Genomic DNA, 16169 nt, shown 5'->3' with positions numbered 1-16169 from the left:
TGAAGTGGGAGCTTGTTTGAGTACTCCCTTTTTGTTTAGCACTCAAGAGCTATAGAGCTTCTTGAAAGGGGATTTTATTACCAAAACAAGCTGCTTAAATCATCAGTTTTTTCAATATGAAAAAACTGTTTTTAAACATCTTGAAAAGTTATTTTTTCTCTTAATCCTTCATTGCAAATGTAAAAGATAACTGCTATTGCTAAATGATAATGCAAATTATTTGCAATAAAAAGAAGGCATATAAAGAAAAGAGAGAATCAATGAACGTAAGAACGTTTTTCACCATAGTTTTTGGAAGTGTTATTTTTTTTACACCCAATTTTGCTTTGTGTGCTGGTAAATTTAAAGCTGTTACGACATTCACTATCATTGCTGATATGGCACGCAATGTAGCAGGTGATGCCGCTGATGTTGAATCCATTACAAAACCAGGTGCGGAAATTCATGAATACCAACCCACCCCACGCGATCTTATGCGTGCTCAGGGAGCTAACCTTGTATTGTGGAATGGTTTAGAGTTAGAGCTTTGGTTTGAAAAGTTTTTTCAAAATATCAAGGATGTTCCAAGTGTTGTTGTTTCAAAAGGTATTGTACCCATTAAAATTGGTGAGGGCCCCTTTAGCGGTAAACCCAATCCTCATGCGTGGATGTCACCGACCTCTGCTTTGATTTACGTTGATAATATTCGCGATGCTTTTGTAAAATATGATCCTGAACATGCTGAAATTTATAAACAGAATGCTGAAATTTATAAACAGAAAATTCGTGCAACGATTGATCCAATTAGGGCTGAATTAGAAGCTGTACCGCAAGATAAACGTTGGCTTGTAACCAGTGAGGGGGCTTTTAGCTATTTGGCGCGTGATTTTGATCTAAAAGAACTTTATTTATGGCCCATCAATGCTGACCAACAAGGAACACCACAGCAGGTCAAGCATGTTATTGATATGGTTCGCAAATACAATATTCATGCAGTTTTTTCTGAAAGCACTATTTCCCCTGCGCCTGCTAAGCAGGTTGCCAGAGAAACAGGAGCTAAATACGGTGGTGTTCTTTATGTTGATTCTTTAAGTGAGAAAAATGGTGAGGTACCCACTTATATTGATTTATTACGTGTCACGAGTGGGCGTATTAGCAATGCTTTAGTAGAGGGAGTAAAAAACCAATGACGGAATGTGGAATTTTTGCCCAAGGAGTAACGGTAACATATCGTAATGGACATACAGCTTTACGCGAAGTGAATTTTGAAAGTCCAAAGGGTTCTATTACGGCATTGGTTGGTGTTAATGGATCCGGTAAGTCAACGTTATTTAAAGCGATTATGGGGTTTGTACGCCCCTCAAAGGGAAAAATTCGTATGTTTGATTTGCCCGTTGATATAGCTTTGAAAAAAAATCTTATTGCTTATGTTCCTCAAAGTGAAGATGTTGATTGGAATTTTCCTGTCTTGGTTGAAGATGTTGTATTGATGGGGCGGTACGGTCATATGAATTTCTTTCGCTATGCCCGTACACAAGATTATGAAGCCGTTCGTATTGCCTTAGAACGCGTTGATATGTTGGCTTTTGCCAAGCGCCAAATTGGAGAACTTTCTGGTGGACAGAAAAAGCGTGTTTTCCTAGCGCGCGCTCTTGCACAGAAAGCAAAAGCTATTTTATTAGATGAGCCGTTTACAGGGGTTGACGTTACAACAGAAGATAAAATCATTGCTTTGTTACAAGATCTCCGTAAAGAAGGAGCAGTGATCTTGGTTTCAACTCACAATTTGGGTTCTGTTCGCGAATTTTGTGATCATACAGTTTTAATAAAAGGTACTGTTTTAGCTTCTGGGTTAACAGAAAAAATCTTTACAAAGGAAAATCTGGAGAAAACTTTTGGTGGGTCTTTGCATCACCATATTTTTGATCTTCAAACCACAAAAAAAAATGATGTTTTCATGGGAAGAAAGCAGTCTGCCGTTTGTGAAGATATTGAAAGAGTGGAGCACGTTGCATGATTTCTTGGTTGCTTGAGCCACTGAGCTATCAATATATGGTGAATGCAATGTGGGTTTCTGGGTTAGTTGGGTGTGTTTGTGCCTTTCTTTCAGCTTTTTTGATGTTAAAAGGTTGGTCATTGATTGGTGATGCACTTTCCCATTCGATTGTTCCTGGTGTAGCAGGAGCTTACCTTTTAGGGTTACCTTTTTCACTCGGCGCTTTTTTTTCTGGTGGTCTTGCAGCAGCAGCAATGCTCTTTTTTAACCACCGGACAAAGCTTAAAGAAGATACCATTATTGGGCTCATTTTTTCTTCCTTTTTTGCCTTTGGGTTGTTTCTCAAATCATTAAAACCAATGGCTGTTAATATTGATACGATTGTTTTGGGAAATATTTTAGCAGTGAGTTCAACAGATATTCTACAATTGGCTTTTATCGGCTTTGTTTCGTTGCTTATATTGCTTTTGAAATGGAAAGATCTTCTTGTTTCATTATTTGATGAAACGCATGCGCATGCCATTGGATTAAACGTAAAATTTTTAAAGATTCTCTTTTTCACATTGCTTGCCGCTTGTACCGTTGCTGCGATGCAAACCGTTGGAGCGTTCTTAGTCATTTGTCTTGTTGTGACACCTGGGGCAACGGCCTATCTTTTAAGTGATCGTTTCGTAAACATCTTGGTTATTGCAGTTGTAATTGGAACCTTCACAAGTGTCTTGGGTGTTTATGTGAGTTATTTTTTGAATGCACAAACGGGGGGGGTTGTAGTGCTTTTTCAAGCATCTTTATTTGTTTTGGCTTTTATTTTTGCTCCTAAACATGGGTTTATTGCTGCGCGCTTACGCATAAATGCGGCAAAAAAGGGTGTAATATTATCATGATTGATCAATTACTGCTTCCGTTTCAGTTTTCTTTTATGCTTAAGGGTATGCTTATTGTCATGATTCTTTCTATTCCCATGGCGATGCTTTCCTGTTTTCTTATTTTGAAAGGATGGGCGCTGTTAGGCGATGCCATTTCTCATGCAGTTTTTCCAGGTGTTGTTGTTGGTTATATGACAACACCATGGGTAATCGCATTTTTAACTTCTTTGCCATTTGCTTGGTTTCAGCATATACGTCCAGAGAATATTACAATGACTTTGATTACTTGCGGTGCTTTTGTTGCAGGAATGGTGTGTGCACTATTAACGGGTTTTTTAGGGAGCAATAGCCGTATCAAACAGGACACGGTGATGGGTGTGGTCTTTTCTTCAATGTTTGGTTTGGGGCTTGTTTTAGCCACGTCTATTTATAGTAGCTTAGATTTGAATCATATTCTATTTGGTAATCTCTTGGGTGTTAACTGGCTTGATATAACGCAGACGGCAATCATTTCTGCTGTTGTCACTTTTATTTTAGCAGCAAAATGGCGCGACTTTATGCTGTATATTTTTGACACAGTTCAAGGACGTGCAATGGGGTTACCAATATCTCTACTCCACTATACCCTGCTAACGATGATTTCTCTTACAATTGTTGCGGCTTTGAAAGCTGTAGGTATCGTACTCGTTATTTCTTTACTGATAGCACCAGGAGCAATTGCCTATCTTGTCACAAAGCGGTTTTCTTTTATGTTAATGATCGCGATACTTGTTGCAGCTTTTTCTGGTTTTTTAGGGATTTATCTCAGCTTATTTATCGGCTCTGATTCTGCTTCCACAATTGTGTTGATCTTGACGTTGATTTTTATGGCTATTTTCATGATGATTTTCTTTCGTCGAAACACAGTTCAAGAGACTTGAAAGTGTTAAAATTCATGCATATCAGCCATGCATTTTTATATATTGTTTCTCATTTTTATTTTAATTAGAGTCCGGGGTGCTAGATTATTTTTCCTCCTAATATCTAGCAGGTGAATGCAGTAAATTTTCTCCCCCCCAACACTGCATTCTTAATTAAGAGGCTGCATTGATTTCTTCTGCAGCCTTTTTATTTTTTTGTTTTTCTAAAATCTCTCCTCTTTTCTTGAAATCATTTAAAATGATTATAATATTGTGTAAGCTATTCGGTATTTTCAAGGAACTTATAACAGCAAAGACACTTACGCATGAAGGGATAGAGCGTAATTGTACACTCAGACATGTAAACAGAAAAAAACAGATACAATGTTTTTGTATAGGGTTTTGCGTAGAGGAAAATAGTACGAGAAAATGAAAAAAGATTTGAAGATATCGCACCCTTTACGTATCTGCTATTATATAGCAGGGTGGGCGATGGTTATATTAGGTATTATCGGTGTCGTATTACCTATTATGCCAACTGTGCCTTTTTTATTGGTTGCCTCATGGTGTTTTACGCGTTCTTCTCCACGTTTTCATCAATGGTTGAATAATCATCGTATTTTTGGTCCCCCTATTAAGCGATGGGAAGAAAAAAAAGCAATCTCTCCATTCGTTAAAGTTTTTGCAATGATGAGTATGACAGGAGGATTTTTATCCTTTTTTGTAATGCTACACCCTCCTTTGTGGATTTCTTTACTTGTTGCGGTTATATTATTGCTGATTGCCATTTATATTATAACACGTCCATCTTCCTAATGATAAAAAAGGCTTTATGGGATACTCTTTTTAGCTTCAACTTATTTGTAAAAACTATGAGAACTTTTAAGTTTTGAATATAAGCTCTCCATTTCCAAAATGCATATGAAATAGCAAGCTTTTTGAACGCAATTAATTAATAATATGTTTGTGAAATAATTTTTATGAACACTCAAAATGTTCTCACTTGGTAAACAATGATAAATCACATTCATGGAAGAGAGTCATTATTTTTGTAAAGCATGTTTGTATGAATCTCTACATATACATCATTAAAAAGTCATTGATATGATAGTCATTTCTTTCTAAAAGACATTTCGTTTATTTTCATATCTCTTAATGAGGATATAATACAAAGCTTACTAAACACCATCATTTTTATACTTATACAGTTAAGAAGCCGGTCTATTATATCAATCTTTAATGTTACATCTGTTATTAACTTAAGAATAATTCATAAGAAACAACAGAGTTTTTCAAATGGTTTTATATATACACGCATTCTTATTATAATATGCGAATAAATAATTTCTCTGTCTTTGTATAAAGCTTATTCGAAATAAAAATATTATTGCATTCTCTGTTTTTTAATGAAGTCATGCCCCTCACGTAAAACAAAAGGTCTCCAAAATCATGTTATTTACACATTTATTTTTAATGAAACATTTCTCAACGCTTTACTCATTTCATAATAGCAGACTATACATGGATAAAGTAAAATCTCCTGTAACATGTATAAAATCTATTTGAGCACCATCATCCTTGCCTTTCAAAATGCACACCAATAGTCACCATGCTATTTGTCATCCTCCAATGTTGCCTTAGTAATTCCTAATGCTACAATTATAGCTTGTCATCTGGTTTTGTATATTTTGACACTAGATTTTGTACCAATTTATTTTTTTCAAAGAGTTTAAAGATGTTCTCAAAGGGTTTTGAAAGCCTTTTCTCATTTTTACTTATGGAAACGCACTTTTTTCTGATTTTCGGTAATTTTTGTAATTTTAGGTGTCAAAATCTATTTTGATAAAACGCGCATTGAATGGTCAAAATTGTACATAAAAACAACAAATTACCACGTATTCCTACTTAATCCAACCTCTTCCCACTTAGTATAAAACCTACTGTCAAACTACAACAATAACCCTTAGAACTTGAAAACCTTCATACATGCAAGGAGATGAGTGTGCTTGATTTAACAGGGTTAAAATGAGAAAATCTCCTTGGCTAAACTTCCTTGGCACGTTAAGTATTTTTTTAATGCGTCGTAAATATTTTTAAGTCTTATCTATCGCGCCTTATGTAAGTGAAGCGTATGCGTGGTAGGCCAAGTAGAATCTGCTCAAAAACAGCCGAACTGTTTACAGACCAGCAAAGGTTAAGAATCCTCGTCCTTAGGGTAGGACAAAAATCAATCTTATAAACAATATGATGGATCAATATACTTGTTTTAAAGAACCGGAAACTATGTCTTTATAGGTCTAGCAATTCGCTTTTTATTACCAAAAAAATTGAGATAACGTTGTACTTCTTTTGAATCACCGATCGTTTTTTCAGGATTATCTGAAAGTTTTACGGCTGGTTGACCATTGGCATAGGTCACCTTACAAACAAGGGAAAGAGCATCAAGAGTTTCGATTTCCTGAGGTGCACAGCCTGTAAAATCATTGGTAAGATCCGTGCCCCATCCAAAACTCATGCGCACTTTACCATGGAAATGATGATAGGTTTTTTCAATTGTATTGACATCAAGAGCATCAGAAAAAATTAAAAGTTTTTTGCGTGGATCTTTTCCTTTTTCTTTCCACCATTGAATAATACGTTCACCACCTTCAATAGGGGGCGCACTATCGGGTCTGAAACCCGTCCAATCAGCGACCCAATCTGGTGCATTGCGTAAAAATTCTTCTGTACCAAAGGTATCAGGTAATACAATGAGAAGATTTCCACCATAATAACGATTCCAATCTTGCAAGACTTGATACGGAGCTCTGCGTAATTCATCATCATTGTTGCTGAGAGCCGCAATAACCATAGGCAATTCGTGTGCATTGGTTCCAAGAGCTTCTAAATCCGTATCCATGGCAAGAAGAACATTAGAAGTTCCAGTAAAAGAATGACCAATGCCTTCTTTTAATGCTTCCACACACCAGCGCTGCCATAAAAAAGAATGGCGACGCCTTGTCCCAAAGTCAGATATTTTAATATCAGGCAATTTTTTGAGACGTTCAACTTTACTCCACATTTTTGCTTTAGCACGCGCATAAAGTACATCAAGAGCAAAACGATCCAGTTTTTTGAGAGCAGCACGTGAACGTAATTCACTAATAATAGCAAGGGCAGGAATTTCCCACATGGAACTATGGGCCCAGGGTCCATGAAAATGAAGGATATATTGGCCATCTTTGCGGGTGAGTTCATATTCTGGAAGTTGAAAATTCTCAAGCCACTGAAGAAAATCCGGTTCAAAAATTTGTTTGCGTCCATAAAATGTATTACCAGCAAGCCAAATCATTTCTTTTTTTGTAAAGCGCAAACTAAGAGCATGATCAAGTTGGGCACGCAATTCACTCTCATCAATATCATCGACAAGACGTATTGTTTTAGAGCGATTTATGAGGGAAAAAGTAACATTAACATTAGGATATAACCCCCAAATCATCTGCACCATTAGAAGCTTATAAAAATCCGTATCAAGAAGTGACCGAATAATGGGATCAAGTTTCCAAGTGTGATTGTAAACACGTCTAGCAATATCCGGATGATTCATAACCTTTTTCTTTCATTTTCATAAAATCTAAAATATTATGCACCAACACGGCTAATATAGGCGGTGCAATATAACAACTCTACAGTTTTGGACAAGAATAAAAAGTCTGCTCTCTTTTTTCATCTTTAATCTTTAAGATTTGACAATACGTATAATTTCATGCTGACCTGTTTTTTGTAACTTTATCCCTGTATGAACTTCGGTATATTCTTTGCTATTAATATAGAGCATATTTTTAGGTCCCCATTTTACTTTAATGCAATAAACGGCATCATAAAACTTCATTGTTGCTTCATATTTTGGCCAAATAGAGGGTAAATGTGGCTGCAAAAACAATAGGTCTCCCTGACGCTGTATTCCAAGAATAGCTTGTGTTGCGGCGCGATAAAACCAACCGGCTGAACCTGTATACCAAGTCCAACCGCCTTGACCACATCGTGGTTCAACAGCATAAATATCTGCGACCATTACATAAGGTTCAACACGATAAATTTCAGGATCTTGTCCATGGGTAATTGGGTTTATCATAGAAAATAAAGCATAAGCTTTATCGTTTTGTTCCATTTCAGCCAACGCAAAAATACTCCAAATGGCACCATGCGTGTATTGACCACCATTTTCTCGAATTCCTGGAGGATAACCTTTTATATAACCAGGCTCGAGCGTACTTTTATCAAAAGGCGGCCAAAAAAGGCGAATGAGTCCGCCTTTTTTATCATAGAGATGTTCCAACATTGATGTCATTGCTTGTTTTTGACGTTCAGGCGATGCCATTTGAGAAATGACAGCCCAAGATTGAGCAATGGTATCAATTTGACATTCATCATTGATTTTAGAGCCAAGAGGTGTTCCATCATCAAAATAACCACGTCGATACCAAGCACCATCCCAACCATTTTTCTCTAGGGATTTTGTTAAATGTTCAAGGTACGTACTCCATATTTGCATATGGCTATTGTCACCACGTTTTTTGGCTAAAGAGATAAATGCTTGTAATGTGTACCCAAGAAACCATCCTAACCAAATGCTTTCGCCTTTTCCTTCCACACCGACCAAATTCATGCCATCATTCCAATCCCCACCTAAAATAAGAGGGAGACCATGTGGTCCGCAGCGTTTAATGGCAAGGTCTAAAGCTAAAACACAATGTTCATAAACTGTTGCAACCTTTGGGGATTGGGTGGGTTGAAAATAAGCATCCTGTTGCCCACTTTTGAGAACATCACCTTCAATAAAAGGAATGAGCGTATCAAGAAAAGCGTCATCACCAGTGGTAGTGACATAGAGAGCTGTTGCATATGCAAGCCAAACGATATCATCAGAAATGTATGTACGAACACCAGCATTTGTGTCAGGCAACCACCAATGTTGCACATCACCTTCAAGAAATTGGTGCGCTGCTGCATTTAACAATTGTTCACGTGCTAATTGTGGTTCCAGCAATAACAAAGACAAGCTATCTTGTAACTGGTCACGAAAACCAAATGCACCACTCGCTTGGTAAAAGCCTGCGCGTGCCATGATGCGGCATGCGTAGATTTGATAAGGAAGCCAATGGTTGACCATAAGATTAAAAGAAGCATCAGGTGTTTTGACTTGGAAAGGAGAAACAAAATCACTCCATTGCTGTTTTTGTTTTGTGAGCTGAATTTCAAAATCACTTGCACGTACTTGATTGAGTAATTTTTCAGCTTCTTGCCTATTTTCAGCACTGCCAAGATAGAAGATGATTTCTTTTGTTTGCCCTGGTTGAAGATCAATATCATAGGCGAATGCTGAACAAGGATCACATCCTGCTTCAATGGTATTTGAAAGAGCAGCGGCTTTACGGATCGCATTTGGACGTGTTACGGTTCCCGTTGCACCAATAAATTCAGCGCGATTGGTCGTCGTGCTGGTTGGCATTTCGGATGCTGATAAAAATGTAACTTGTTGAGATTTCTCGATGTGATAGGGATTTTGAATAAAATGTGCACCCCATCTGGTCTCATAAGAGGAAACAATAAAGGGGGCATATTTTGTACGGACATTTCCCAAAACCCATTCAACATAATTATAAAGGCGTAAACTGCGTGGTTTTTTCCCTTCATTCGTAAGGATAAGACGTGAAAAGCGAATAGGTTTTTCGGGATCAAGTGTATGAGTCAGTTCTAATGCGATTTCTGAATGTGTTGATTTAAAAGTTGAGAATCCAAACCCATGACACGCCTCATAGACAATATTTTCGTCACATTCAACAGTAGAAACGGGTGAGAAACGTTTTAAAGACTGGCGATCAACCAGATAAAGAGCTTCTCCTGGCCGGTTAGACGTTGGATCATTCGCCCAAGGAGTTAGTTGATAATCGCGGCTATTGTTAGCCCAAGTAAAAATTGCACCTTCAGCAGAGACATGAAAACCAAATCTGTGATTAGCAATGACATTAATCCACGGATGCGGTGTAGTGGTACGTCCATGAAGACGTATTACATAATGATTGTGCTGATTAAAACCACCGTAACCATTCCAATATCTTAGATCTTCTCCATTTGGGAGTAAAGAGGATGGTTTTTGTTGGCTAATAAGACCAATGGAAGAAAAAAGATTTTGTTCAGTTTGTGTTGTAAATTGCTGTCCTTCATTATATCTTGGCAAGTCTAATTGATCATAAGGTTCTTGATAATTTTTACGAACTGTGAGATTAAAATCATTCTCATCAAGTCGTTTAAGTTGTTCAGATAAAGAGCCATTTTGGGCATCAAGAACGATACGCGCTGATGCAAGAAGCGTTTTAAAACTCTGTTCACTCATTTGATCGCGTCGAAGCATGAAAATATGTTGGCGTTCATCTGCTTTTTGCATGTGGTGATAATAAGATTCACAGACCCACTCAAGAGCGCGTTGTGTACTTTGTATATAAGAAAATGTTTGTTCATTAAGAATGACCAAATCAACAACAAGACCGCGCATACGCCAATATTCATGTGCTTTAAGGAGCTCGCGCAGTACAGTTATATTTCCCTCGTTATTTAATCTAAGAAGACAGAGTGGATTGTCTCCTGAGATAGACATGGGCCAAAGATTAGACTGTTTTCCTAGCGTTTTTGCTAATATTTCAGAAGGAAGACGCCACGTTCTTTCTGGATAAATAAGCGGTGTTGCATATTTTTGATAGATAATAGCTTCTTTAAGCTGGGTTCCGCTCTGATACAGTGCGACTTGTGAGCGCGTCCATGCCATTGAAAGTTCTTTTTGAAACATATCAGGTTGTCGATAATGTTTAATATGATTATTTAGTGCTTCTTTTGTATGAGCAGCGAAAGTCCAAAAAATAAGTTCTGCTTTTTCATGGGCTGAAATTTTTATACGGCATCGCAATGACATAACAGGGTCAAGAACACAACCTTGACTGTTACTAAAACGAGTATTTTGGTCAAATGCAGCGGGACGATGAATAGATCGCCCCCGACCAATAAACAGAGAGCGATCTGTTTCAGCTTCTGTCTCTTGGAGAGTATCTGTTGTACTAGAAACAAAATGAGCAATATGAATATCAGGGTCGCTAGGTGAGCGTTTACGCCTTTTGGCAAAAATTGTTTTACCTTCTTCAGTAATTTCTGTCTCTATAAACATACGGGAAAAAACAGGATGAACTTGGTCTGTATCCATTGTGGCAAGTGCTAATTCACCATAAGAAGTCACTTCAATGAGTCGGTCTTTATTTGTCGTATTCATCAGTTGAATACGTCTCCCTTCGCCACATCCTTCAGATGTAATAAGACATTCAAGTGTTGATTTAATACCATCAACCATTTTTGTATATTCAGCCTTTTCATCTGTAAAAATGCTGACAGCGTCTTCTTCAATAACACGTGTTGGCTCACCAGTAACAGACCACCACCGTCCACTATGCGTGTCACGTAAGAAGAATAAAGTACCTTGTTGATCTTCTGTTGCATCAGGAATAAAGCGCGTAATCGCATAATCGTGCCAACGACTGTAACCAGAACCGTTCGCTGTTAACATGGTAGAATAAAAGCCATTAGACAAAAGTAAAGTTGCTCGTGGTTTGAGTAACGGGTTTGTAATAATGCGCAAAGGGGCTTCGTCAAATGCTTGAGACTTATTGCGCATACGATTAACAGCTTTGGTATGAATAATAGGAATGAGATGAGGCGCTCTTTCCTGTAAGAGCAATTGTGTTGCTTCAATAACGGGATCACGATGAAAACGATCACGCATTCGCCCTTGAAAAATAACATTGTTAAGAGCAAGAATAGACATGCCATGATGGTGCGCATAATAATTGCGTACAATGGCGTATTTTTCCCCTGTTTTCACACGTGTTGGAGTAAAATCAACAGAGTCATAATAACCATATGTTCCTAAAGCTCCAAGATCACGGAGTCGTTTTAAATTAGCGACAGCGCAAGCAGGAGCATATTGTGCCGCTAGAAGGCTGGCATAGGGAGCAATGACAGCATTGCGTGAAAGACCACGTTGGAGTCCGAGGTTTGGAACACCAAAATGAGCGTATTGGTAATTCATTAAATGATCGCGAGCATTAAATGCGGCTTCTGAAATACCCCATGGCAATTCCCGTTTATGGGCATATTGTATTTGACAACGAATAATCAATCGATTTGTTTGATCTAGGAGAGATCCTAAAGGTTCATGCATTACGAGAGATGGCATAAGATATTCAAACATTGATCCAGACCATGATAGGAGTGCACCTTTCCCACCTATGGGTACGAGAAGTCGACCAAGACGAAACCAATGTTTAAGTTTTATATCTCTTTTTGCGATGGCAAAAAAGCTTGCAAGACGTGCTTCTGAAGCAAGTAGGTCATAACAATTTTCATCGAGTTTGTTTTCTTGAACACGATATCCAATGGATAAGAGATGCCGTTTAGGCTGTTCTAAAAAGTCAAATTTCATATCAAAGGCTATTTGCCGTGCTGCTATAGCCAGCCTGTTTAGTTTTTTACGTAATTTTTCAGTATCACAATGAGCAGTCGCATCATTATGATGAGCGTTACAGGTGTCGATAAGGCATTTAGCCCAAGAAAGCGCACCAGCAGATTCTATCGTTTGAATTTTGTGGTCAAGTTCACCGACTAAGTGCACAATATCGTGGGCTGCAAGTGAAAGATCTATGATGTGAGAAGGGACCGTATTTTCTTGTTCTAAAAAAGTGAAGACAGAGTCATGAAAACGAGTGATGTTTTCTTCGATTTTTTGGCGTAAAGAGCGTAAACTGGGTTGATGATCTGGAATTTCTCTGACAGTTTCTTCAAGAATAGCAAGAACATCCGATAAGCCTTCTCGATCACTTTGGAAAAAAAGAGGCGGTTTTTCAGCCCATTCACTTAAAGCAGAAGAGAGTGTTACCAAATGACCAGCAAGATTTCCTGAATCAACGGTTGATACATAAGTAGGTAAAAGAGGCCTGAGTGTATCCGTTTCATACCAATTATAGAGATGACCGCGGAACTTTTCCATTTTTGTAAGAGAGCGTAATGTACATTCAATACGGGTAATGGTCTCTTCAAAACCAATCCAACCAAAATCACGTGCTGCAATAATAGACAGGAGATAAACGCCAATATTCGTAGGCGATGTACGTTGAGCAACAAGAGGTTCAGGATCTTCTTGAAAATTATCGGGAGGCAGATGGTTGTTTTGTGCATTGACAAAGGTTGCATAATAAAGCCATGTCCGCCGTGCAATAGAACGGAGTTTTTTTTCATCTTTTGAAGAAAGATCAAAGCTATCTTGAAAGGTTGAAGGTTGACTCACAATCCAAGCAATGAAGGGTGAAAAAAACCATGCTATCCCAAAAGGCAAAGCAACCAAGCTTGCAAAACTATCAGAAAAAAGAGGGAGTGCTATAGTAAGAATACCAATAAGCGATGCTGGTGCCATTGTAAAAACATAGAAACGCAAACTATTGGGTATTGATTTTGTTGCGGCAGAAGTTTTCCATTCAAGAAGATGCTGTTTTGAAATCGTCATACGATAGAGTGTACGAATAATCGCATCGGTCATAAAATACGCCGAATGAGCAAGAAACGTCGTTTTAAGAAATATATCAGCGCTTGTAAGAGCAATTTTGTTCCAAATTAATTGAAAATGTCCACGCAAAGAATGATCTATATTGGATGAGACAAGCGTTTTTAATACACATAGAATGGGTGAAATGAAGGAGCTAAACAACAAGAATAGTTGCCAGACGATTGCACTCTTTAAAGACAAAAAAGCCCATCCTGCAAATGCTGCGATTAACCACATAAGTGGAGTGAGAGAACGACGTAAATTATCCTGCATTTTCCAACGCGTCACGGAACTTATTTGACGGTGGGGAAAAAGATAAGGCAAAAGCTGCCAATCACCACGGACCCAACGATGATAACGCATAACATCAATATTGTAAGCGGTTGGATAGTCTTCAATGACTTCTATGCTACTTACCAGAGCAGTACGAGCATAACCTCCTTCTAAGAGATCATGACTAAGAATAGTATTTTCTTTAATTTTTCCATCAAGTGCTTGTTCAAATGCATCAATATTATAAAGACCTTTACCGATAAAGGTGCCTTCTCCTAAAAGATCTTGATAAGTATCAGAAACAGCAAAAACATAAGGATCAATGCCACGGTTGATAGAAAAAACCCGTTGGAGAATTGATGTTTTTTTTCCTGTTGTAAGAGAAGGAATAATGCGTGGTTGTAAAATGCTATAGCCCTTTACAACCTTTCCACTTTGTGGATCAAAAACGGGATAATTGAGTGGATGGTTAAGCTTTCCAACAAGTTTCGCGACGCTCTCTGGAGTAAGACGTGTATCACAATCTAGCGTCATAACAAAACGGCAATCCATAGGAAGATGTGGATTGGGAGGATAAAAGCTTGTATTTTTATCGCCTCTTAAGAGCCGATTAAGTTCATGAAGTTTTCCTCGCTTTCGTTCCCATCCCATCCAACATTTTTCGCTTGTATTATAAAGGCGTCGGCGATGTAAAAGGAAAAAAAGCGGAAGTTTATCACGATGATAACGACTATTGAGTTTATCAATACTCTTTTGCGCATAGTGCAATAAATCAAGATCATCTTGCGTTTCTCTCAATGGAGCATCCACCCAATCTGTAATGAGTGCAAAATGAATGGCACCTTTAGGATTGGAAAGATAGCGCACTTCAAGATTGCGCACTTGTTCATCAATGTCAGCGCGTGATGTCATCAAAGTAGGTACAACAACCATTGTCCGTGCATGTTTTGGAATACCTTCTTTATATTCATAACCAATGAGTTGTTTTGATGGGACAAACCACGAAACAACAGTGTTAAATAAAGCAAAAGCAGCATCGATAGCAGGAAAAAGCGCCAATCCAGTAAAGCAAAAAGACATCCATTGTGTCATGCCAGATAGCTGTAAAAGGGCGTAAATTACCAGCAAAAGAGCAAGCGTCAGAAAAGAGACAGGAACGGCGATGACTCGCAATTTTGAGCAACAGGAAGCGCGTGTCCATTTTATGAGAAAGGGCGGAATATACCCACAAGCCTTTTCAAATATGCCACGACCATCATCAACAAGGTACCACCCCACACAAGAATGATGAGGCATATCTTTAGAAGTGGAATTTGCCATTTCTACAACTTTATGTGCAACTTCCAGTTCACTAAGAGGCGAAAAGCGAGAAACTTTTTCAATGACTTGTCGATAAATATTGCGTGAGTGAGCATCAATTTCAGAAAAATCACTATTTTTACGCAAAATAGAATCGACACAACTCACTGTTTCAAACCATGCTGTCCAATCAACATCATCTATAGCTTTAAGAGAACGGATAATATTTCCCATGGTCACACCATCTGCTGCTTGTCGGGTATGTTCATCAGCTGTTGCAATCTCTAAGCTACTGCCTTGGCTTTTCAATTGCTTTTCAAGCCAAGTTAATGCTACGGTTGAATCGACAGATGCACTGCGCAGGCGATAGAATAAATGTGCTGAAAAAGTTGGATCAACAGTAAATGGTTTATATTGCGTAAAAAGAGAGTGTAGATTTGTTTTATTTTCTACAAGAGAAATTTTATCAGCTACTTGACTAGCAAGATGGCGCATATGTCGCGCTTTTTCGATACGTACTGAAAGACGACGGACATTTTCAATGAGCAGCATTTGCATAACTGAAGGAAGAGCCCACAATTCACCAATTGTGAGCGCACAAACTTCTTGAAATCCGTTGGTCATAGCAGTGAGTGTTTCTTGTGAAAAGCTGCTATCGGTATGCGCAATATAAAGCCAAGTTAAAGCAAAAATTCGTGGTATTCCGGCTTTGTGTGTAGAAAGAGGAAGTTGCTTTATGAAGGACTTGGGTAGATTACGACGTAGCTTTTGTATGGTTTTATCAATGGTGTAATGATTATCAATGAGCCATTGAGCAGATGGTGCGATGGTTTCATCATTTCGAGCAGCAAAATCACTGGTATGAAAGGCATGAAGAATAAGTTTAGCATTTTCATTCAATCTCTTGCGAAAATCTCCTACTCCTTCATATTCAGGGAGTAAAATTTCTTTACCAGAAGCTATATCATGCCCTAAGTTATAAAGATCTTCCTGTACCTTATAAATTGCACGAAGAGGAAAATCCGTATTAATAAAATGATCTTTTTTCTCTTTTTGAGAAAAAAAGCACTTTATGAAAGGTATTATGCACGTCATAGTGTCCCATTGTTATTCAATTACATCGTTTTTTATTTAAATTTTAAGCATTTTATCTGAATAGTGAACCGTTGTTAGACAAAAAACAAACTTTTTGTTTTTATTTGCAAGCATTTATAATTTTTTTTCAATAATTTAAA

7 protein-coding genes are annotated in these 16169 nt (G+C 37.9%); 5 read left to right on the top strand and 2 right to left on the bottom strand.

Going from position 1 to position 16169, the window contains the following annotated elements; all coding sequences use genetic code 11:
- Window positions 1–260 precede the first annotated feature (260 nt).
- From ACFILT_RS04825 to ACFILT_RS04805, 5 genes are all read left to right on the top strand, one after another.
- Window positions 261–1169 carry a metal ABC transporter substrate-binding protein gene (locus ACFILT_RS04825; protein ID WP_375611408.1) on the top strand — a complete coding sequence of 303 codons (909 nt, stop codon included), beginning with the start codon at window positions 261–263 and terminating at the stop codon, window positions 1167–1169.
- On the top strand, window positions 1166–1996 hold the full coding sequence (locus tag ACFILT_RS04820) for a manganese/iron ABC transporter ATP-binding protein (RefSeq protein WP_273790252.1): 831 nt from the start codon (window positions 1166–1168) through the stop codon (window positions 1994–1996). The genes ACFILT_RS04825 and ACFILT_RS04820 overlap by 4 nt, the downstream gene beginning before the upstream one ends.
- Entirely contained in the window at window positions 1993–2859 is an 867-nt protein-coding gene (locus tag ACFILT_RS04815; RefSeq protein ID WP_375611406.1) for a metal ABC transporter permease, read from the top strand. The genes ACFILT_RS04820 and ACFILT_RS04815 overlap by 4 nt, the downstream gene beginning before the upstream one ends.
- Window positions 2856–3761 (top strand): metal ABC transporter permease, encoded by a 906-nt coding sequence (locus ACFILT_RS04810; protein WP_375678816.1) that lies wholly within the window; start codon window positions 2856–2858, stop codon window positions 3759–3761. Before ACFILT_RS04815 ends, ACFILT_RS04810 begins: the two co-directional genes overlap by 4 nt.
- A gap of 408 nt (window positions 3762–4169) precedes the next feature.
- On the top strand, window positions 4170–4556 hold the full coding sequence (locus ACFILT_RS04805; RefSeq protein WP_375678817.1) for a YbaN family protein: 387 nt from the start codon (window positions 4170–4172) through the stop codon (window positions 4554–4556).
- Between the two features lie 1465 nt (window positions 4557–6021).
- Here ACFILT_RS04805 and pncB read toward each other — a convergent pair.
- Both pncB and ACFILT_RS04795 read right to left on the bottom strand, forming a co-directional pair.
- A complete protein-coding gene (pncB, locus tag ACFILT_RS04800) occupies window positions 6022–7326 on the bottom strand; it encodes a nicotinate phosphoribosyltransferase (protein WP_375678818.1) in 1305 nt (434 codons plus the stop codon).
- A gap of 132 nt (window positions 7327–7458) precedes the next feature.
- The gene (locus ACFILT_RS04795) at window positions 7459–16029 is read right to left on the bottom strand and encodes a GH36-type glycosyl hydrolase domain-containing protein (protein ID WP_375679676.1); all 8571 of its coding nucleotides are present in this window, start codon (window positions 16027–16029) and stop codon (window positions 7459–7461) included.
- Between the last annotated feature and the right edge of the window lie 140 nt (window positions 16030–16169).

Origin of the sequence: Bartonella sp. AP7XZML (genome assembly GCF_042195745.1) — a bacterium.
Lineage (GTDB): Bacteria > Pseudomonadota > Alphaproteobacteria > Rhizobiales > Rhizobiaceae > Bartonella.
The sequence above is the reverse complement of the archived record's forward strand: the minus strand, read 5'-3'. Positions and strand labels throughout refer to the sequence as shown.

What these genes read in the sequence shown, in the direction of transcription:
- ACFILT_RS04825 (WP_375611408.1), top strand. Translation starts at nt 261, where the DNA reads ATGAACGTAAGAACGTTTTTCACCATAGTTTTTGGAAGTGTTATTTTT.
- ACFILT_RS04820 (WP_273790252.1), top strand. Translation starts at nt 1,166, where the DNA reads ATGACGGAATGTGGAATTTTTGCCCAAGGAGTAACGGTAACATATCGT.
- ACFILT_RS04815 (WP_375611406.1), top strand. Translation starts at nt 1,993, where the DNA reads ATGATTTCTTGGTTGCTTGAGCCACTGAGCTATCAATATATGGTGAAT.
- ACFILT_RS04810 (WP_375678816.1), top strand. Translation starts at nt 2,856, where the DNA reads ATGATTGATCAATTACTGCTTCCGTTTCAGTTTTCTTTTATGCTTAAG.
- ACFILT_RS04805 (WP_375678817.1), top strand. Translation starts at nt 4,170, where the DNA reads ATGAAAAAAGATTTGAAGATATCGCACCCTTTACGTATCTGCTATTAT.
- pncB (WP_375678818.1), bottom strand. Translation starts at nt 7,326, where the DNA reads ATGAATCATCCGGATATTGCTAGACGTGTTTACAATCACACTTGGAAA.
- ACFILT_RS04795 (WP_375679676.1), bottom strand. Translation starts at nt 16,029, where the DNA reads ATGACGTGCATAATACCTTTCATAAAGTGCTTTTTTTCTCAAAAAGAG.